The sequence below is a fragment of the Streptococcus sp. HMSC067A03 genome, assembly GCF_001814295.1.
GTDB classification, from domain to species: domain Bacteria; phylum Bacillota; class Bacilli; order Lactobacillales; family Streptococcaceae; genus Streptococcus; species Streptococcus constellatus.
Map to the genome: position 1 here is coordinate 56,653 of NZ_KV815662.1, position 19,993 is coordinate 76,645.

At 37.8% G+C, this 19,993-nt stretch carries 22 protein-coding genes and 1 pseudogene; 4 read left to right on the forward strand and 19 right to left on the reverse strand.

Annotation, left to right across the window (positions count from 1 at the left end; genetic code table 11):
- Positions 1–9 precede the first annotated feature (9 nt).
- The 6 genes from ftsA to typA form a co-directional block, all read right to left on the reverse strand.
- Complete coding sequence (gene ftsA / locus HMPREF2963_RS06495) at positions 10–1,395, reverse strand: cell division protein FtsA (protein ID WP_003032354.1); 1,386 nt, start codon at positions 1,393–1,395, stop codon at positions 10–12.
- Positions 1,396–1,517: 122 nt separating this feature from the next.
- Positions 1,518–2,576 carry a cell division protein FtsQ/DivIB gene (locus tag HMPREF2963_RS06500; RefSeq protein ID WP_003070149.1) on the reverse strand — a complete coding sequence of 353 codons (1,059 nt, stop codon included), beginning with the start codon at positions 2,574–2,576 and terminating at the stop codon, positions 1,518–1,520.
- A complete protein-coding gene (locus HMPREF2963_RS06505) occupies positions 2,573–3,643 on the reverse strand; it encodes a UDP-N-acetylglucosamine--N-acetylmuramyl-(pentapeptide) pyrophosphoryl-undecaprenol N-acetylglucosamine transferase (protein ID WP_070669250.1) in 1,071 nt (356 codons plus the stop codon). Before HMPREF2963_RS06505 ends, HMPREF2963_RS06500 begins: the two co-directional genes overlap by 4 nt.
- Before the next feature lies 1 nt (position 3,644).
- Positions 3,645–4,997 (reverse strand): UDP-N-acetylmuramoyl-L-alanine--D-glutamate ligase, encoded by a 1,353-nt coding sequence (murD, locus tag HMPREF2963_RS06510; protein WP_070669251.1) that lies wholly within the window; start codon positions 4,995–4,997, stop codon positions 3,645–3,647.
- A 79-nt stretch (positions 4,998–5,076) separates the two neighbouring features.
- Entirely contained in the window at positions 5,077–5,355 is a 279-nt protein-coding gene (locus HMPREF2963_RS06515; protein WP_003070154.1) for a DUF3165 family protein, read from the reverse strand.
- A 64-nt stretch (positions 5,356–5,419) separates the two neighbouring features.
- Positions 5,420–7,261, reverse strand: coding sequence for a translational GTPase TypA (gene typA / locus HMPREF2963_RS06520; protein ID WP_003070156.1), 1,842 nt, complete (start codon positions 7,259–7,261; stop codon positions 5,420–5,422).
- A gap of 180 nt (positions 7,262–7,441) precedes the next feature.
- Between typA and HMPREF2963_RS06525 the strand changes: the two genes are divergently transcribed.
- A complete protein-coding gene (locus HMPREF2963_RS06525) occupies positions 7,442–8,167 on the forward strand; it encodes a 16S rRNA pseudouridine(516) synthase (RefSeq protein WP_003070158.1) in 726 nt (241 codons plus the stop codon).
- Between the two features lie 20 nt (positions 8,168–8,187).
- Here HMPREF2963_RS06525 and HMPREF2963_RS06530 read toward each other — a convergent pair whose 3' ends face one another.
- The 3 genes from HMPREF2963_RS06530 to HMPREF2963_RS06540 form a co-directional block, all read right to left on the reverse strand.
- The gene (locus HMPREF2963_RS06530) at positions 8,188–8,568 is read right to left on the reverse strand and encodes a rhodanese-like domain-containing protein (protein ID WP_003070160.1); all 381 of its coding nucleotides are present in this window, start codon (positions 8,566–8,568) and stop codon (positions 8,188–8,190) included.
- Positions 8,562–8,786 carry a YqgQ family protein gene (locus HMPREF2963_RS06535; RefSeq protein WP_003070161.1) on the reverse strand — a complete coding sequence of 75 codons (225 nt, stop codon included), beginning with the start codon at positions 8,784–8,786 and terminating at the stop codon, positions 8,562–8,564. The genes HMPREF2963_RS06530 and HMPREF2963_RS06535 overlap by 7 nt, the downstream gene beginning before the upstream one ends.
- Positions 8,787–9,050: 264 nt before the next feature.
- On the reverse strand, positions 9,051–9,578 hold the full coding sequence (locus HMPREF2963_RS06540) for a Dps family protein (RefSeq protein ID WP_003070162.1): 528 nt from the start codon (positions 9,576–9,578) through the stop codon (positions 9,051–9,053).
- A gap of 150 nt (positions 9,579–9,728) precedes the next feature.
- Between HMPREF2963_RS06540 and HMPREF2963_RS06545 the strand changes: the two genes are divergently transcribed.
- Positions 9,729–10,403, forward strand: a complete 675-nt coding sequence (locus tag HMPREF2963_RS06545; protein WP_070669252.1) for a prepilin peptidase — start codon at positions 9,729–9,731, stop codon at positions 10,401–10,403.
- On the opposite strand, the gene HMPREF2963_RS06550 is transcribed toward HMPREF2963_RS06545, so the two are convergent.
- The 9 genes from HMPREF2963_RS06550 to HMPREF2963_RS06590 form a co-directional block, all read right to left on the reverse strand.
- The gene (locus HMPREF2963_RS06550; protein WP_003070167.1) at positions 10,398–10,916 is read right to left on the reverse strand and encodes a VanZ family protein; all 519 of its coding nucleotides are present in this window, start codon (positions 10,914–10,916) and stop codon (positions 10,398–10,400) included. The genes HMPREF2963_RS06545 and HMPREF2963_RS06550 overlap by 6 nt on opposite strands.
- Positions 10,909–11,991: a dual-specificity RNA methyltransferase RlmN gene (gene rlmN, locus HMPREF2963_RS06555; RefSeq protein ID WP_070669253.1), complete on the reverse strand. Its 1,083-nt coding sequence runs from the start codon at positions 11,989–11,991 to the stop codon at positions 10,909–10,911. The genes HMPREF2963_RS06550 and rlmN overlap by 8 nt, the downstream gene beginning before the upstream one ends.
- Before the next feature lie 33 nt (positions 11,992–12,024).
- Positions 12,025–12,582, reverse strand: coding sequence for a YutD family protein (locus tag HMPREF2963_RS06560; RefSeq protein WP_070669254.1), 558 nt, complete (start codon positions 12,580–12,582; stop codon positions 12,025–12,027).
- A gap of 286 nt (positions 12,583–12,868) precedes the next feature.
- Positions 12,869–13,924, reverse strand: a complete 1,056-nt coding sequence (locus tag HMPREF2963_RS06565; protein ID WP_070669255.1) for a SepM family pheromone-processing serine protease — start codon at positions 13,922–13,924, stop codon at positions 12,869–12,871.
- Positions 13,905–14,402 carry a pantetheine-phosphate adenylyltransferase gene (gene coaD / locus HMPREF2963_RS06570; protein ID WP_003070176.1) on the reverse strand — a complete coding sequence of 166 codons (498 nt, stop codon included), beginning with the start codon at positions 14,400–14,402 and terminating at the stop codon, positions 13,905–13,907. Before coaD ends, HMPREF2963_RS06565 begins: the two co-directional genes overlap by 20 nt.
- On the reverse strand, positions 14,392–14,940 hold the full coding sequence (gene rsmD / locus HMPREF2963_RS06575; RefSeq protein WP_186821957.1) for a 16S rRNA (guanine(966)-N(2))-methyltransferase RsmD: 549 nt from the start codon (positions 14,938–14,940) through the stop codon (positions 14,392–14,394). The genes coaD and rsmD overlap by 11 nt, the downstream gene beginning before the upstream one ends.
- Before the next feature lie 188 nt (positions 14,941–15,128).
- On the reverse strand, positions 15,129–15,671 hold the full coding sequence (hpf, locus tag HMPREF2963_RS06580) for a ribosome hibernation-promoting factor, HPF/YfiA family (protein ID WP_003032381.1): 543 nt from the start codon (positions 15,669–15,671) through the stop codon (positions 15,129–15,131).
- Positions 15,672–15,750: 79 nt separating this feature from the next.
- Positions 15,751–16,416: a ComF family protein gene (locus tag HMPREF2963_RS06585; RefSeq protein WP_070669256.1), complete on the reverse strand. Its 666-nt coding sequence runs from the start codon at positions 16,414–16,416 to the stop codon at positions 15,751–15,753.
- Positions 16,413–17,714, reverse strand: a complete 1,302-nt coding sequence (locus HMPREF2963_RS06590; protein ID WP_070669257.1) for an ATP-dependent helicase ComFA — start codon at positions 17,712–17,714, stop codon at positions 16,413–16,415. Before HMPREF2963_RS06590 ends, HMPREF2963_RS06585 begins: the two co-directional genes overlap by 4 nt.
- Before the next feature lie 56 nt (positions 17,715–17,770).
- On the opposite strand from HMPREF2963_RS06590, the gene HMPREF2963_RS06595 reads away from it, so the two are divergent.
- Positions 17,771–18,406 carry a YigZ family protein gene (locus HMPREF2963_RS06595; protein ID WP_070669258.1) on the forward strand — a complete coding sequence of 212 codons (636 nt, stop codon included), beginning with the start codon at positions 17,771–17,773 and terminating at the stop codon, positions 18,404–18,406.
- Positions 18,407–18,504: 98 nt separating this feature from the next.
- Complete coding sequence (gene cysK / locus HMPREF2963_RS06600) at positions 18,505–19,434, forward strand: cysteine synthase A (RefSeq protein WP_070669259.1); 930 nt, start codon at positions 18,505–18,507, stop codon at positions 19,432–19,434.
- A gap of 205 nt (positions 19,435–19,639) precedes the next feature.
- Here the strand turns inward: cysK and HMPREF2963_RS09600 are convergent.
- Positions 19,640–19,807 (reverse strand): annotated as a pseudogene (locus HMPREF2963_RS09600) (cell filamentation protein Fic); the annotation flags it as partial.
- Between the last annotated feature and the right edge of the window lie 186 nt (positions 19,808–19,993).

A 19,993-nucleotide genomic window follows, 5' to 3' on the forward strand; every position in this document is an offset into this window, starting at 1 on the left:
CCTTCTCCTTTAATCAAACATATTACCAAGCAGATTTCGAACACGATCTGTCAATTTTTCTTTTGGCTGTTGAGATTGTGTTGGAAGTGGTTCTGGACGTTCAACTTCTTCTACTGCTTCATCAACCAAAGCCGCAGTTGGCTGTTGTGGTTGAGTAAAGCGTTGCAACGGATTGAACGACTGACTTTGCTGTGTTGAACGAGAGAATTCAACTGGCTGATGCCGTAAAAGTTCATCACCATGAACAGCAGCTTGTGCTAGAACATCCACTTCAGATAAGTTTCCTGCATACTCTGATAAACTAATAACATGGGCAAACGCTGGATTACGAATACCGATTTGATTTGGAACATATAATTTAACGGGAACACCGAAAACTTCTTGTGCCAATTCAACCACGCCCGGCAAAATCGCACCGCCTCCAATAATAACAATACCACCTGGAAGCTCTAATAAATGTCTTCTCTCTAAATCTTGCTTGATTTGTTCAAAGATATGTTTAACACGCGCTGAAATAATTTCTGCTAAATAACGCTCTGTCACTTCAACTGGTTCCACTTCACCAATTACTTCCACTTGGAAAGACTCATTGCTAGCGGCAGGTACGTATGCTTCTCCATAGTTAAACTTCAAGCTCTCTGCCAACTTCTTAGATGTTTTTAAAACCTTAGAGATGTCTTTTGTAACATATTCGCCACCTTCTTGATAGATATTGGTAAATTGTAATTCTTGATTGCGAACAGAAGCTGCAGTTGTTTGGCCGCCCCCCATATCAATGACAGTTGCACCAAACTCACGCTCTCCTTCATTCAGAACGGATTTTGTCATAGCGAGCGGAGAAATGATAATGTTTTCAACTTGAACTCCTGCACGCTCAACCGTTTTTCTCAAATTATGAAGAATAGTACGTGGACCTGTATATAGAAGACCACGCATTTCTAAACGAATTCCCATCATTCCGCGAGGATCACGAATTCCTTGGAAACCATCTACGATGAATTCCTCTGGAATAAAGGTAATAACTTCCCGGTCTGGAGTCATACTTTTTGTCAAAGCAGATCGTACAACATTTTCAACATCTGCATCTGTAATTTCTTTCGTTTCACTTGTCACAGGAATCATACCTTGTGTTGCTTCAATCTGCAACAAGTTAGCAGGCAAACCAACATTCACCAACTTAATTGAAATCCCTGCTTTTTCCTCTGCTTGTGAAATTGCAGACTTTATAGCACTTGCTGCTGCTTCGATATCTACAATGATACCATCTTTGACACCAGCACTTTTGGCGTTACTAACCCCAATTACATTTAATTCATTGTTTACGTGTTCTGCTACCAAGACCTTAATGGAGCTTGTTCCGATATCTAATCCTGTAAAAAAGCCATCTCTAGCCATTAGACCATTCCTCTCTGTTTACCAAGTTTCTCACTTATCAATTTAACTATCAAAAAAGTATAGTTATTCAAAGCATATTATAACATAAAAATTTAAAAAGTGGTTAGATTTTCTGCATTATTTTAGCTAATTCGATAACTAAATATCCCTGCTTCCATATCCACAATACTTGCTTCGGTTAATTGTGGTTTAATTTTTTCATAATAAGGTAGCTTTTTGGCCACTTCTGACAGAGGAACTATAATTTTATTTCCATCTGTCATCATGAGAGTCAACAAATCCTCGGTCGCTTTACTTGGTGTATGCTGAACTGTTTGAATTTCCGATTTGATCGTATCGGAAATACCTGCTAATTGTCGCACAAATTTCTTAAGCATAGCTTTATCTGAAAAATCAAGTCTAATATAACTTTTAGGTAATTGTGATTTAGTAACTGGGTTAGCAATTTCTTCTCCGCTAGATAATACTGGAAAATATTGCTCTCCAGAATAATCATAAGCGACAACTTTATATTCTGTCACTTTAATTTTGAATGTAATGGGGAACCGGTACGTTATTTCTGCCTTTTCAGCCCATAAATTTGACTGTTTGATATTCTTAGCATGGGCTTTTTGGCTCAAATAGGTTGTCAAGGTGTAGTCCTCTTTTTGAATACTAGAAGCCTCCAGAACCTCTGTTTTGGACAGTTGTTTATTCCCCGTCACCTCTATATTCTTTAATTTTGAATAAGGACTAATAAAATAAACAGCTAAAATCAACAAAACAGAACTGAGAATCAAGACTGGAAGAGCACGGTAAACATGACGAGGAGCAATTTTTTCTCTAGTCTCTTTTTCATTTTGTTTGGCTTGTTTGCGCTCTGCTTTCTTCTTTTTTCTCAAGTCTGTTTTATCAAGAGGCTTATCTTGTTCTTCCTCAGAGAACTCTGTACTAGTGGATTCTTCCAAGTCTTCTGATTCTGCTTTTTGAGTATCAGATGTTACTTCTGGCTTTTCATCTTCCTCGCCTGCATCTAATTTCTCAGGATTTGGCAAATGCTGCTTTTTTTGCTCTGCTAGTTCTTTCTCTTTTTCAGCTTCTTCTTGAGCCTTTTTTTCAAGGTATTCCTTGTTTCTTTTTTGCCACTCAGAAAGTTTTTCTATTTCTTGCTCTTTCTGATCCTCTTGCTTCTTTTTTGTCATTTTCTTCCTTTATCTATGTCATTTTTTAAAAGGTTATAAAATTCATCTAACGATTTTATTTCTTGAGACTGTTTCATGGTTCGTTCATACATTTCTTTCCGCTCAAGCATTTCGGTAATCACTTTTTGTAGATTTTCAAAGTTTAGTTGACCCTCGTCCAACTTCTTAGCATAGCCTTTTTTTTCAAAATAATCTGCATTTTCAATCTGATCACCACGACTTGCTTCTAGTCCCAAAGGAACAATCACATGGAGTTTTGCCATAGCCAATAACTCAAAAATAGTATTAGATCCGCCACGTGTTATAACGACATCTGCTAAGTTCATCAACGGTTGATAGAGATCTGTCACATAGGCAATCCGATAGAGATGATTGGATAGTTCATCTAAATGAGCATCTCCTGATAAATTGATAACATTGTAGTGCTGAGTTAATTCTATTTTATTTTCCGTTACCAAATCATTAAAGACCTTAGCACCAGCCGATCCACCAACAAACAGAAGGGTCGGAAGATTTTTATCAAAATGTTGCTGAATCCTTTGAACCTGCTCATTTGGTGCAGTTATTTTTTCTCCTACTTTTGTTACAGCTCCTACATGTTCAATTTTTGTCAAAGCATGAGCTTGTTCAAAAGTCGAATACATTTTCGTAGCACATTTGTAAGCAATTTTATTGGCCAAACCAATCGAGAGGTCTGACTCATGCACATAAACTGGTACTCTAGATAAACGCGCTGCAATGACAGGAGGAACCGATACAAACCCCCCTTTGGAAAAGAGAACTTGTGGACGAACTTTTACCATAATCCCTAAAGATTGTAAAATCCCCCACGTTACTTTGAAAATATCCAGCATATTTTGCCAAGAAAAATAACGGCGTAGTTTCCCTGTCGCTATGGAATGAAAAGTTATATTCAATCCCAACTTCTGGATTTCTTTGTATTCAATCCCATGTTTGTCACCAATATAGTGAACTTGCCAGCCTGCGTCTAGGAATTTTGGAATGAGCAAAAGGTTTAGCGTCACATGACCAACTGTTCCTCCGCCTGTAAATATAATCTTTTTCATCTTAACCCTTTAATTCTTCAAATGTTGTAATAAATTCATCGCCCCGAACTTCAAAATTTGGATACATGTCCCAGCTAGCATTTGCAGGACTGAGCAGAATAATGTCGCCTGCTTGAGCTTCAGCAAAAGCTTTTCTAGTTGCATCTTTCACATCAGTAGCATCAATATAGCTAACATCTGCTTTAGCCGCTGCTCTCTTGACACGTGCTGCGGATTCTCCAAGAATAATCATTTTCTTCAATCCTTGAATATCTGGGATCAATTCGTCAAATTCGTTGCCACGATCCAGTCCACCAGCAATCAAGATAACCTTGCTATTCTCAAAACCAGATAAGGCTTTTTGTGTTGCTAGAATATTTGTGGACTTGCTGTCATTATAAAATTTTACATGGTTCATTTCACCAACATATTGAAGGCGGTGTTTAACGCCACCAAAACCTGCCAATGTTTCTTTGATGACTTGATTTTCAATGCCACGTAGTTTTGCAACTGCAATAGTTGCGAGGGCATTTTCAACATTATGACTCCCTGGCACACCAAGCTCATCAGCTGCCATAATTGCCTCCCCACGAAACATCAAAACATTTCCCTCTAAGTAGGCACCATCTACTTTTTCTTTTGTTGAAAAGGGCACAACGGTTACTTGCGTCTTTGCAGCCAACTCTTTCGCTAATGTTTGGTTGAAATTCAATACAAGAAAATCTGTTTTAGTCATATTGTTTTGAATGTTCCACTTAGCCGCTACATATTCCTCAAAAGAGCCATGATAATCAATATGAGTTGGCATCAGATTGGTAATCACTGCAATTTTTGGATGAAAGGTTTCAATGCCCATGAGTTGGAAAGAAGACAACTCCATGACCAAAGTATCATTTTTTGTTGCAGTTGTTGCAACTTGACTGGCTGGAAAACCAATATTCCCAGAAAGCAAACCATTTTGACCACCTGCAGTCAAGACTTCCGCAATCATTGTTGTCGTTGTTGTTTTTCCATTAGAGCCCGTAATCCCAATAATTGGAGCATCTGAAATCAAATAAGCCAACTCAACTTCAGTGATGACTGGGATTTTCTTTTCCAAAGCTCTTGCTACCATAGGATTGTCATAACGAATACCAGGATTTTTGACCATCAATTCAAACTCTTCATCCAAGAGTTCCAAAGGATGCCCACCTGTTACAACTTTGATTCCTTCTTCAAGGAGAGACTGAGCAGCAGGATTTTCCTCAAATGGCTTCCCGTCATTCACTGTAACAATCGCTCCTAACTTATCTAATAAACGAGCAGCAGATTCACCAGACTTGGCCAAGCCTAAAACTAAAACTTTCTTATTTGCAAAATTTGTAATGTGCTTCATAACACGCCTCTTTTTAATTCTTCTGTCTCTATTTTACCTTTTTTTCAGAAAATAAAAAAGCCTTTATGGCTTTTTATTCTTATCTGTCACGAAGTTTTGAGTGAAACGATATTTTTTTATCTTTTTGTGACAATTTTGAAATATCACGTAGAGAAAAATAAGCTACGCCAATCATTGCAATTCCTATGAAAAATTCAGACGGTAATTGAAAAATCTGAAATACTGCTAATCCTAATAAAATGATAAAGGCTACTAGGGCAATCACTAAAACTACTACATTTAAAGTCCCTTTAATGCTTTGCGGAGCAGCAAAAATGTAAAATAATAGAATGAGAATTCCAAAGATTAAATAAAACATTTCTGCTCCTTTCTAGCCTATTTGCTTCTTTAATATATTAGCAACGAAGCAAATCGTTCTTTCATTATTCAGCTGATTTTTTCTTTTTAGCAGCTTTGGCACGTTGATTTTTATCAAGAATTTGTTTCCGCAAACGGATCGATTCTGGTGTCACTTCCATGTATTCGTCATCATTCAAAAATTCGAGTGATTCTTCCAATGTCAAAATACGAGGTGTTTTTATAACCGCTGTTTGATCTTTCGTTGCAGAACGTACATTAGTCATTTGTTTGGCTTTTGTAATATTGACCGTCAAGTCGTTTTCACGTGAATTTTCACCAATAATCATTCCTTCGTAAACTTCTGTACCTGGATTGACAAAAATGGTTCCACGTTCCTCAATAGACATGATTGAGTAAGTCGTTGCTTTTCCTGTATCAATTGACACGAGAGCTCCACGACGGCGCCCACCAATCTCACCTGGAATCAATGGTAGATATTGGTCAAAGGTATGGTTCATAATCCCGTAACCACGCGTCATAGAAAGGAATTCAGTTGAGTATCCAATCAAACCACGCGCAGGCACAAGGAAAATCAAACGTGTTTGTCCATTTCCTGTTGATACCATATCTAGCATTTCACCTTTCCGTTCAGAAAGACTTTGGATAACCGAACCTTGATATTCTTCTGGAGTGTCAATTTGCACACGCTCAAATGGCTCACATTGCACACCGTCAATTTCTTTGACGATAACTTCTGGACGCGATACTTGTAACTCATAGCCTTCACGGCGCATGGTTTCGATTAGGATTGATAAGTGTAATTCCCCACGACCTGACACAATCCATTTATCTGGTGAGTCAGTCGGATCCACACGAAGTGAAACGTCCGTTTGCAATTCAGCCTGCAAGCGTTCTTCAACTTTCCGAGACGTTACCCATTTCCCTTCACGACCAGCAAATGGTGAATTGTTCACTAAGAAAGTCATTTGCAGTGTTGGCTCGTCAATGTGAAGAATCGGCAATGGTTCTACCACATCCGTCGGAGTAATGGTTTCACCAACGAAGATATCTTCCATACCAGATACAGCAATCAAATCACCCGCTTTGGCTTCGTCAATTTCACGACGCTCTAGCCCAAAGAAACCAAATAACTTGGTAACACGAAAGTTTTTCGTTGTGCCATCTAGTTTAGAAAGAGTAACTTGATCACCAACTTTCACCGTTCCGCGGAAAACACGACCAATCCCGATACGCCCCACAAAGTCATTGTAGTCCAAAAGAGAAACTTGGAATTGAAGGGGCTCATCTGAGTTATCAACTGGTGCTGGGATATGATCAATAATTGTATCAAAAAGTGGTGCCATAGTGTGTTCTTGGTCAGCTGGATCATCTGACATAGAAGATGTCCCATTAATAGCTGAAGCATAAACAACTGGGAAATCTAATTGGTCATCGTCAGCACCGAGTTCAATGAAAAGTTCAAGAACTTCATCCACGACTTCCGCTGGACGAGCTGATGGTTTGTCAATCTTATTTACTACTACAATTGGTACAAGATCCTGTTCTAAAGCTTTTTTTAACACAAAGCGAGTTTGTGGCATAGTTCCTTCATAAGCATCAACAACTAGAACAACCCCATCAACCATTTTCATGATCCGCTCAACTTCTCCACCAAAGTCCGCATGCCCTGGCGTATCCATAATATTGATGCGAACACCATTATAAGCAACAGCTGTGTTCTTGGCGAGAATGGTAATCCCACGTTCCTTTTCAAGATCGTTGGAGTCCATTGCTCGTTCTTGCAACTCTTTACGCTCATCCAATGTATGTGATTGCTTAAGCAACTCATCAACCAAGGTTGTTTTCCCGTGGTCGACGTGAGCAATAATAGCGATATTGCGAATGTCTTCTCTTAATTTTGTCATTTTGTCCTCTATATCTTATGTTTTATTTCTAACTGAACAATTATATCACAGATTGAAGTAAAAAACACGGTTAAACCAGGTGTAAATGTTTTCATTAAAAAATCAATCTTCTCCAATTTTATTTCCATTTCTTATCACAAAAAATTATGGTATGATAAGAAAAAATTCAAGGGAAATGATATGCGTTTAGATGTCCTACTAGCTCAAGCTCACATTAGCCGTAAAAAAATGAAGCAAGCTCTCCTAAAAAAGAAAATCTTGGTAGATGACTGCCCTGCTCGAAAACTTAGCCAAAATGTTGATACAGGCTTGCAGACGATTACAATAGAGGCACAACCTATCTTCATCAATTCACATCAATATTTTATGATGAATAAGCCACTTGGTGTTGTGACTGCTAACTCTGATAGGAAACACCAAACCGTTCTGGATCTCATCAGACCTGAAGACTTCAATGAAGACCTATATTCTGTTGGTCGACTTGATCGAGATACCTGTGGATTGCTGTTAATCACTGACAATGGGCCACTCGGTTTTCAACTACTACATCCTCAGTATCACATCACAAAAATGTATGAGGTAGAGGTTAATGGTCTCCTAGATAACCAGATGATAAAAGCCTTTCAAAAAGGGATTGTTTTTCTTGATGGAACTATTTGTAAACCAGCTCTACTTACAATTCATTCTTCTACTCCAAACAAAAGTACTGCGACAGTCACTATTTCTGAGGGAAAATTTCATCAAATCAAAAAAATGTTTTTGACTGTTGGTGTCAAAGTTACTTCTCTTAAACGGACTCATTTTGGAGCTTTTGAGTTAGACCCAAACTTAGCCGCAGGAGAATATCGAGCATTCAACCAATCAGAACTCGAAATAGTGAAGCACTACCTAGAAAAAAGCTATTAAAAGTGAGCAATCCTTTTAGATTACTCACTTTTAACTTTTCCTTTCCATCCATCTAGTCCTGTAGAGAGGATGTAAATATTTTGATAACCTTGCTTTTTCAATAGAATAGCTGCATTCATCACACGTTGTCCACGACTATTTTCATATAGTAAAACAGCCTTGTCCTTACGAATCGCTCCTAAGCTTGTTTTTAATTGCTGTGACGGAATATTTCGTGCCCCTAAAATATGTTTATGACGAAAATCGGCTGGATCTCGTAAATCAATCAACTGACCTTGACGAATCATATCACCAAATTCCGCATTATCTACCACTTTAGCCGCACGACGGACACGTACATAGTTAAAGCCCATCCATCCTAACATTCCAACAATAATTGCCAATAAAATCCAGTTTAACATGTTTTCTCCTCATTCTTTTTCAAATATTGTAATTCTAATCGATGCTCTCTTCGTAAGATGCTTTCAGCTTCTAGATAGTCTAGTTTTTCTATCAAGCCTGCATCGTAAATCCTCTCTAGCTCAATTTTCATCATTTCAATATCATACAAGCGCTTCCCCATATAGATAATAATGCCAAAACTTTTGAGGTATTGCTGTACATCATAAAGTGTTTTCATGAGCCTTATTTTACCAGAATTTTAAGAGTATTTCAAGGTTAAAAAGAGGATGTTTATCTCTTTAAGCATTCAAAAACAGACAAAAAAGCCACCGAATTTGGTGACTTCTATAGGGAGATTATTATGAAAAAGAAAAGTTTAGGATTTTTATCAAATAAAGTTAGGAGGTCTTCATCTGATGGTATTAGTATAACGCTACCTCCTTAAATTTATCTTAAACTCTAAAAGATTTTAAAATTTTATTTTCTATTCTCAAATATTTGCTTACACTCCTGGAGTTTGTCCAATTTCAGCCGTTAACATCCAGATATTCTTTTCAAGATCAGCTTTAGCACCGACAAAAATATCGTTCGTTACATCATCTCCTTCTTCATCTGTTACGTCCAGAGCTTTTTGGTAAAGACCCACCAAGTAACGGAAGATTTCGATGACACGTTCCAAACTTTCTTCGACACTCTTGCTAAATTTTCCTTCTTTTTCTTCAATATTGCTGTGTTGGATGAATTCACTCAAAGTTGAATATGGAGTTCCGCCCAGAGTAATCAAACGTTCACTCACTTCATCCAAAGTTGTATCCAAGGATTCCATATATTCATCCATCTTAGGATGCCAAACCATGAAACCAGCTCCACGCATGTACCAATGTACTTGGTGAAGAGCAATACGAGCAGTGTATAAATCTGCTACCGCTTGGTTCAATACCACTTTTGTTTTGGGAAGAGACTTATTCAAAGATCCAACACTTGAGAAAGTTGCAACATCCTTGACTGCTTCGTTGTTTACTTTAATCATTTTCTTTACCTCACTTTATTTAGAATGATTCTAATTTTTATTATAATTTAATTATAATGTTTCTAAATAAGAAAGTCAACTAATTAAACTCATAAATTTCTTTTATTAGAGAAGTTGCAATTTTTTAGAATAATTTACGAATAAAAAAGTATGATTCATTTTTATTTTTTCTTGGTTGGAAGTATTGTAGCTTCCTTTTTAGGACTGGTCGTTGATCGCTTTCCTGAACAGTCTATTATCACACCTGCTAGTCATTGCAACGTTTGTGGACAGAAATTAGCACCTCGTGATTTAATTCCTGTTCTTTCACAGCTTATCAATCGGCTGCGTTGCCGTTTTTGCAACTCAAAAATTCCCATCCGTTACATCCTTCTAGAACTAACTGGTGGCTGTCTCTTTCTTGCAACATCTTTAGGTTATCTAAACATCAACCGGCTCGTTTTGCTTGCAATGGGAATGACCTTATCCCTTTATGATCAAAGAGAACAAGAATATCCTCTCCTCATTTGGTTAATCTTCCATATTTTTCTCCTTTTTTTGACAAGCTTCAATCTTTTAATGGTTGCTTTTTTAGCACTTGGGATTTTGACTCACTTCGTTGATTTACGTATCGGTGCAGGAGACTTTCTTTTTCTGGCATCTTGCTCAACTATTTTTCATCTGACTGAAGTTCTTCTCATTATTCAAATTGCTAGTATCATTGGTCTGCTCCTTTTTGGTTTAAAATCAAAAAAAGACAGGTTAGCCTTTGTTCCCTGTCTTTTCTGTGGTAGCAGTATCCTGATAATGATACAATTTATCGTTCTTCACCAAAATGCCTTATGATTTATTTGAGAGTTGCTTTACCAAAAATTTATAAAATAGAAAAGCTAGATATCCGCCTAATGTATTTGTCCATAAGTCATCTATTTCAAAAACACGATTGGCATCAATTAAAATATCTAGTAAAATCTGGGTGCATTCGATAAACAAGCTCATTGAAAAACTGGCAAATAGCACACGCTTAGCGCTCCTCATCTTAGGAAAAAGCCAGAGAAGTTGAAAAATCAGTGGGCTAAGCAGAAAAATATTCATTATATTTTGCACAAAAACCTTAATTAATTGAAAGAAAGAAGTAATTTGCCCAAGATTGATAAAAGAATTAAAAGGAATGAGAAGCACTACAATACGACCAAACTGCTGAATCCCCGGCGTCTCCATTCCCTTTTCTGGCACTTGAGGGAGAAAACACATTAGACATAATAATAAAATGTAGAAAATGCTTCCCCAAGTAAGAAAAGTACGTCCCTTAACGGTTAATTCACCATCTGTTTTCAATAGATTGTTCAATTTAAGCATGCTTGGTAAGAGCTTTCTCCTTGTCCTGCTTCATGGTGTTTGAGCGCAATTGACCGCAAGCTGCATCAATATCCGTACCATGCTCCTGACGAACAACACAGTTAATGCCATTCTTTTTCAGAGTATCGTAGAAAGCCATTACACGCTCCTTGGGACTACGACTGTATTGATCATGTTCACTAACAGGATTGTAAGGAATCAAATTGACATACGATAGCTTTTTGATGTTTTTGAGCAATTCAGCTAATTCCAATGCCTGCTCTACTCCGTCATTGACTTCATTTAACATAATATATTCAAAGGTCACTCGGCGGTTGGTCGTTTCAATATAATATTCAATTGCCGCAAATAACTTCTCAATTGGAAAGGCACGATTGATTTTCATAATGCTAGAGCGCAATTCATTATTGGGTGCATGAAGAGAAACAGCTAAATTAACCTGCACTCCTTCATTTGCAAAATCACGAATTTTATGCGCTAATCCAGAGGTTGAAACCGTAATGTGACGAGCCCCAATAGCCAGTCCCTTGTCATCATTGACGGTTCGCACAAATTTGAGAACATTGTCATAGTTATCAAAGGGCTCTCCAATCCCCATGACCACAATATGACTAACTCGCTCACCTTGTCCTCTCTCATCAAAATATTTTTGTACCAACATAATCTGAGACATAATCTCTCCGTTATTCAAGTCACGCTGCTTTTTAATTAGTCCACTAGCACAAAATGTACAGCCAATGTTACAACCCACCTGAGTGGTTACACAAACTGAAAGCCCATAATGTTGACGCATCAAAACAGTTTCAATCAGCATACCATCGGGTAGTTCAAACAGATACTTGACTGTCCCGTCTGCAGACTCTTGTACAATTCTTTGCTCCAGCGGATTAACGACAAATTCATCATCCAATTTTGTTAACAAATCCTTTGAAATATTAGTCATTTCTGTGAAAGATTGAACCCGTTTGCGATAGAGCCACTCCCAAATTTGAGTGGCTCGAAATTTCTTTTCTCCCTTACTTTCTATCCAATCTATCAAATCCTGACGAGTCAAACTATAAATTGATGGTTTCATTTTCTTCCTCTTTGTTTCCGTTCTCAGCCTCTATTATTTTTGCCGAATGACAAAATGATGCTGATTGTTTGTCTGTTGCTTTCCCTCATTCTGTCTTTTTGTTCTCTGTTTTTGGCGTCTGCTACGCTGACGATTTTCACGCTTCGGCTGCTCTTGCTCCTTATAGGAGCGAGCCTGTTTAGAACGGCGTGGTTTGATTTCATTTTCCTTTTTGTGATGAGATTTTTTATCAAATGATGCACGACGCGGTTTCAAATTTTCCAAAACAAAATAAGCACAGCCATAATTGCAGTATTCTAACAAATAATCTTCTAAGCGACTGATTTTTTCCTCGCTTTCATTTGCCTTGTCATCTTTATAAAATCCACGCAAACGCAACTGCTCGTTGCCCCAGTCGCCAACAATATAATCAAATTTTGTTAAAATATCTGAAAAACGCTGATTAAAAGCTGTGACATCAAAACCTTCTTTGTAGTTGTCCACCAAATCAAATTCAATTGTCTCAGCCATCACTTTTGTTCCTATTTGCCGAAATTCCGGTCCAGGAAATTTATTGTAATTATATAATTCAGGTGCAATTTCTTTTCGCATAGTTATCCTTTATAAACGTTATTTACTTGTATTATCTTATTTTACCATAAAAAGAAGTGTTTTTGACAGTTGAAATATGGAATGAAAAAAGGGAATGGGACAAAAATCGATATTTCGTAAGAAATCGATTTTATCGTCTCACCCCCGGCAAAGTTGAGTAAGTCTGCAAAAGCTGATAGCCTCAGCACATTAGAAATCATTCAACTATTGCATTGTATTCTTTGAAACTGAAGACCTTCATCTCAGTCTCATATTGCCAACTGGTTCTTTTAGTTTTCTTCATTATTTAAGATTTTTTAGTACTTTTGAGGTAATCAATTGCGTCTTGCAAGGTCTTGACAGGTACAATTTTCATTTTAGTTTTAATTTTTTTAGCAGCTGCCAAAGCTGTCTCATAGTTTGTTTTCGCTTTAGGATTGGATTTTTTCACTTCCTTGGTGACTGGATTATTTGGCGCAAAGAAAATTTCTGCGCCATTTTTAGCTGCTGAAACAACTTTTTTATCAATCCCACCAATATCACCAACTTTTCCTTCACGGTCAATCGATCCTGTCCCAGCAATATTTCTGCCATCTCTCAATGTCGGGTCTGCAATCTGTGTATAAATCGCCAAGCTAAACATCAAGCCCGCACTTGGTCCACCAATCCCTGCTGTTGAAAATTCAATTGGTATATTACTTGTGACTTCTGTTCGGTCAATTAAGCTAATACCAATTCCATTTTTTCCATTTTCAAGTTTGATAATTTTACCTATAGCAGATTTTTTCTGACCGTCTTCTACATAGTTCACCTTGACCTTGCTGCCAATTTTCTGTGAGCCTACATAATCAATCAAATCTTTTGAACTGTTGAAAGTCTTATCATTCACGCCTGTCACAGTATCTGCAATATTTAGAATCCCTTTAAAGGTTGAATTCTTGGTAACTTGCAACACATAAACACCCAAATATTTCAAACTAATATCCTTGCCTGCTTTTTTTAACCCTTGATATTTGGCTAAGTTTTGTGATGTTTCCATATAAAATTGATTGATTCGCATATATTCTTTATCAGAAGTTCCGCCAGTCAGATCTTTCGCCGAATAAATATCTGTAAAAGGAGTCAACCAAGCATAAACCAAATGAGCAAAGGTTGCATGCTGAATCCCAACAGTGACAAAGTTATAAGAACCTTTTTCCTTATCCACTTTATTATCTACACGTAATACTTGCCGAACATCTGCTGCACCACCTGGCACTTCAATGTAATAAGGCAGAGGAACTATAAAAGACATGAACAGTAGAAGCAGCCCTACTACAGCCACTATCGGCCATTTTTTAAATTTAGTTCGTGATTTTTCCATGTTGTTTCTTTAACTCCTTTACGACACTTTCGGGCACATACTTTGAAACATCCTGCTCAAAAGCAATCAATTCACGAATTCTTGATGAGCTGAGATGCTGATAAGCTGGGGTGCTAATCAAAAAGATGGTATCCAATTCAGGTGCCAATTCATGATTGAAAAAGTTGAGCTTTCCCTCATAATCCAAATCTTGGCTATTTCGTAATCCCCGTACAAAAGTTGTCACTCCTAATCTTCGTGCCACTTCTACTGCTAATTCGTCATGAGAAATGACAATTTTAACATTATCCAAATGAACTAGAGCAGCTGCTATCATTTTTTCTTTCGCTTCAATACTAAAAAAACTCGTTTTCTCAAGATTATAAAAAATACCAACATAAAGACAATCAAAGAGCTTGCTAGCTCGCTCAATCAAGTCAACATGCCCCTTTGTAATCGGGTCAAAAGAACCCGTAAATAATCCAATTTTATCTGACATAAACCGTCACCTTTGAAATTCCATATATTTTTTGCTTCCAGATGCCTAGTCCTGCGATTTCCTCTGGTAAATCCACCGACTTGTCTGTCTCACAAACAACCAGTACATCATCGCTCAGAAGCTCTCGTTCAACCAATTTTTCAACATCTGCAGCAATCCGCTCTTTTGCATAGGGTGGGTCCAATAACACCAAATCAAACTGTCCTGTGACCAATTCAAGCGCTCGATTGGAGTCCATTTTAAGCAGTTCAAATCGTTCTTTTTCCTTAGTCATGCTGATATTTTGGCTGATAATCGCTTGCGCCCTGCGGTCTTTTTCAACCAAAACAGCCGATGTTATGCCTCGCGAAATAGCTTCAATCGCTAAACTGCCACTTCCAGCATACAAGTCCAGAACCTGTCCTCCATCAAAATAAGGACCAATCATATTAAAGATAGCTCCTTTAACCTTGTCCGTCGTGGGTCTGGTTGTTTTGCCTTCTAATGTTTTAAGAGGACGCCCCCCATATTTCCCTGCAACAACTCTCATAAAGAATATTATAACAAAATCTCGAAAGAATGTATCAGTTTTTCTTCTGTGATAACTGTAAGTCAATTGGTTTTTCTGTCTAACTTTTGGAATGCAGCTCAAATATGATGATTTATCAATACAGTTTTTTTGCAATTAACTCAAGATAATTGCAAACCAAACAAAAATCCCCTGATATAAATCAGAGGACCGATTGATTATCTCACTTCAAGCAAGCCAACGTCACCATCTTCACGACGATAGAGAACATTGGTTGTGTTGTCTTCTACATCAGTATAGATGAAGAAATCATGTCCCAATAAATCCATTTGAAGAAGAGCTTCTTCTAAATCCATTGGTTTTAAGTCTATTTGTTTTGAACGCACCACTTTTGCAGGTGCAGCTTCTACTTCTTCAATAACAGCATCTGTAAATAACTGACTGGTTGATTTTTTATTACGGTTTTTACGCTCAATCTTTGTTTTATTTTTACGAATTTGACGTTCAATTTTATCTGTCACCAAATCAATAGAACCATACATATCTTGGGAAACATCTTCTGCCCGAAGAGTGATAGAGCCAAGTGGGATGGTTACTTCAACCTTAGCTGTCTTTTCACGATATACTTTCAAGTTTACACGAGCATCCAATTCTTGATCAGCTTGGAAATATTTCTCGATTTTTTCAAGTTTAGAAACTACGTAATCACGAAGCGCTTCTGTTACTTCTAGATTTTCACCACGGATACTATATTTAATCATATAAGTACCTTCTTTCTAAGCATTTTGTTTTTCTTTACTTTATTATAACGCTTTCATTTTTTTTTTTGCAAATTTTTTGTTATCTTGCCAATGAAAATGTCAAAATTTCTTTCACACCCGCTTCCACTAAAATATCTTTGGCAAGTTGTAAGGTTGCTCCTGTGGTATAAATATCATCTATCAAAAGAACTTTTGCTGGAAGTGTAACCTTGTCTTTCACTTTAAAGCACTGCTGACTCTGCAATCGCTCCTCTCTCATCTTGCTTGATTGAGCAATTGTATCATATTTTTCTAAAATTTCCTTAAATTTCAACTTTGTACACTCAAGAAAAGCTGTTACTTGATTAAACCCTCTTGCTTGATACTTTTCTACACTCACAGGAATTGGCACGAGTGTATAATCGCTATAATTTTTTAATTCTTGATGCAAAACTTCAGTAAATACAGAAGAAAGAACATAATCTCCTTGAAATTTATATTGACTAAAGAAGTTTTTCATAGCTTCATTATAGACAAAACAACTCTTATGGCAAACTTCTTTTCCTTTCTTTGTCCACACATCACAGTCTATGCAGATTTCATCTATTCCGTCACGATAGCACTTAGGGCAATGTTGCACTGAAATACGCTGGAATTTTTCAAAACAAGCATCACAAGCTTTTGCTTTGGGCTTCTTCAAAGTCAGCAAATCACAAAATGTTAGCTTTTCATCAAGTAGACTTTCACATAACAGACAGTTATTCATAAACCAGCCTCCTGATTCATCTCCCGAATTTCTTTAATAGCTTTTTCTATCGCCATAGTTGTACCATCATGAAAAAAGATTAACTCGCCTGTTGGTCGCTCCATACTACGACCAACACGACCAGCAATTTGTACCAAAGCGCTGCGACTAAACAAACGGTGGTTGGCCTCCACCACAAAAACATCTACACAAGGAAAAGTCACGCCACGTTCCAGAATCGTCGTTGATATTAAGATTGTGATTTCTTTTCGACGAAATTTCTCTACAACATCTAGTCGATTTTCAGTCGTCGAAGCAACAAAGCCAACTTTTTCATTAGGGAAATTGTTTTGGAGAACCTCTGCAAATTCTTGTCCTCTTTTAATCTCAGAAGCAAAAATGAGAAGAGGAAAACCTGTTTTTCTTTGCTTTTTAACAAATTGTTCCAACTTAGGAACTAGCTTTTTTTGATTCAAGTATTTTTGAAAATTTTCCAACCAAACTTTTTGAGGAACAATTAAAGGGTTCCCATGAAAACGTCTAGGGAGACTTAAGCGGCTCAACTCTCCCTTGCTAACTCTTTTGTCCAGCTCATCTGTGGAGGTTGCTGTCAAGAAAATTTTCGTGCCTTGTTCTTTGACTGCTTGATGAACCGCATGATAAAGCATTGGATTGTCTACATAAGGAAAGGCATCCACTTCGTCAACGATGAGCAGATCAAATGCTCGGTAAAATTTGAGAAGCTGATGCGTTGTGGCAATTACGAGAGGACTGCGAAAATACGCTTCTGATTCGCCATGCAGGAGTGAAATATCACAAGCAAAATCTATTTTCAGTCTACGATAAAGTTCTAAACAGACATCAATTCGTGGGCTAGCCAAGCAGACGGCCCCGCCTTGATCAATAACTTGTGCTACCACCTGATAGATCATTTCTGTTTTTCCAGCTCCCGTGACTGCATGAACCAGGCTATCTTTTCGCTTGGCAACTGCCTCTACAAGTCTTTGAGAAACCTTGGCTTGAAATTCTGTTAACGTTCCTTGCCATTTCAAGACATCCGCTTTAGGAAACTCTTCCTGTGGAAAATAGTAGAGTTCTTCATCACTTCTGACCCTTCCTAAGATCAAGCAGGATCTACAGTAGTAAGCACCTATTGGCAGTTGGTGTCTTTCTTTATCAACTGCTTGCCCACAGCGATTGCAACATAATTTTCCTTTTTCTTCTTTCATTGCTGGTAAAGTTTGCGCATATAATTGCAATTCTGCTGGTAGTTGTGCTTTTGTAAACATACGACCTAAGCAATCTTGTAATTCTATCATATCTATTTATTCGAAAAAATTTTGGCAAAATACAAGTTTTTTTGTAAAATGAAGATATGGAGTTTAGAACAATCAAAGAGGACGGACAAGTCCAAGAAGAAATCAAAAAATCGCGCTTTATTTGTCACATCAAGCGTGTAACAACAGAGGACGAAGCACGAAATTTTATTCAGTCTGTCAAAAAAGAACACTACAAAGCTACTCATAACTGCTCTGCTTTTATATTAGGCGAGCGGAGCGAAATGAAGCGAAGCAGCGATGATGGCGAACCAAGCGGAACTGCCGGCGTACCTATGTTAGGCGTCTTAGAAAATCACCAACTAACCAATGTCTGTGCTGTTGTGACGCGCTATTTTGGTGGCATTAAGTTAGGGGCAGGTGGGCTTATTCGGGCTTACACCGGCAGCGTTGCTCTAGCTGTCAAAAAAATTGGAATTGTTCATATAAAAGAACAGATTGGACTGAAGCTCACTCTTTCTTACAGTCAATATCAAGAATTGCCGAAGTTTCTTAAAGCTAACCATTTGCAGGAACAGGATACAGTATTTGCAGATCAAGTACAAACGACCATTTTTGTTAATAAAGATGATAAAGTCAGTATTACAGAACACTTGATTGAATGGTTTAATGGGAAAATCGACATTACTGACCAGGGATTGCGGAAAGTTGAAGTTCCTGTATCTTTGTCTTAACGATTAACATAAACTATCACATTGATAGTTTTTTTATATTTTACAAAGACTTATTTTCGTTTTATACTGATGGTATCAACAGAATTGAGGTATTATTTATGGCACAAATTTATCAGAATATTACAGAACTCATTGGAAATACTCCTATCGTGAAATTAAACAGGCTAGTTCCAGAAGGCGCTGCTGATGTCTATGTCAAATTAGAGGCTTTCAATCCGGGGTCGTCCGTCAAAGACCGCATTGCTCTCAGCATGATTGAGACCGCTGAACAAGAAGGACTCATTCAACCGGGTGCAACTATTGTCGAAGCAACCAGTGGAAATACCGGAATCGGTTTATCTTGGGTCGGTGCTGCAAAAGGTTATAAGGTCGTTATTGTCATGCCGGAAACCATGAGTGTAGAGCGTCGCAAAATTATCCAAGCTTATGGTGCAGAATTGGTACTAACTCCCGGAAGCGAAGGAATGCCGGGAGCGATTGCCAAAGCTGAAGAAATTGCTAAAGAACGAAACGGCTGGCTACCACTTCAGTTTAACAACCTCTCCAACCCAGAAGTACACGAAAAAATAACAGGAGCAGAAATTATTGCTGCTTTCGGTAAGAAAGGTTTGGATGCCTTTGTCGGAGGAGTTGGCACAGGTGGTACCATTTCTGGTGTTTCTCATGTTCTCAAAAAAGTCAATCCAGATATACAAGTTTATGCAGTTGAAGCCGATGAGTCCGCTATCCTTTCCGGTGAGGAGCCTGGGCCTCACAAGATTCAGGGTATTTCTGCTGGTTTTATCCCAAAAACACTAGACACTCAAGCTTACGACAGTATTGTTCGCGTTACTTCTAATCAAGCACTTGAACTTGGACGTCGTATCGGTGGACAAGAAGGTTTTCTGGTAGGTATTTCTTCTGCTGCAGCTATTTATGCTGCACTTGAAGTAGCCAAAAAACTAGGAACAGGTAAAAAAATTCTAGCTCTTGCTCCAGATAATGGCGAACGCTATTTATCAACAGATCTTTATAATGTTGAAGTTTAAACGTCTAATCATCCGTAAATACAAGACCAATCACAATTTTAAACTTGCAAATAGGTTAAAAAAACAGCTCTACTGTTGAGCTGTTTTTTTGTTGAAGTAATGTTGACTTATTTGTTGGAAATATAGGGAACTTTATTATTTCAGGTACTCTACTTCAGATATGTATAGTTGAAACCTTTCTGCCCTCAGATGTTAGTTTGATTCTCTATTTATCCAAACCTAACTTTCGGTACAGTTTCTCACTAGACAGGTCATTTTCTCCATCAAGTAAGAGAGTTTCGCAAAATGCAGTCAAAAACTCGAGACATTTCTGCAAAATTTTAACATCATCCAAAGCCAAGATATCTCGGAAAAATTTAGCATGTTTTTGAAAGCAAACAAGAGTTTAGGTGTATATTAATTTACGCACCCGCAAAGGGTGCGACCTGCTAAGAGGTTGGCTCTTTTAAGGCAACATAATAATATTTCAATCCACGCACCCGCGAAGGGTGCGACGTAACTATGCTAATGACACGGGCCCAGCTGCCAATTTCAATCCACGCCCCCGTGAAGGGAGCGA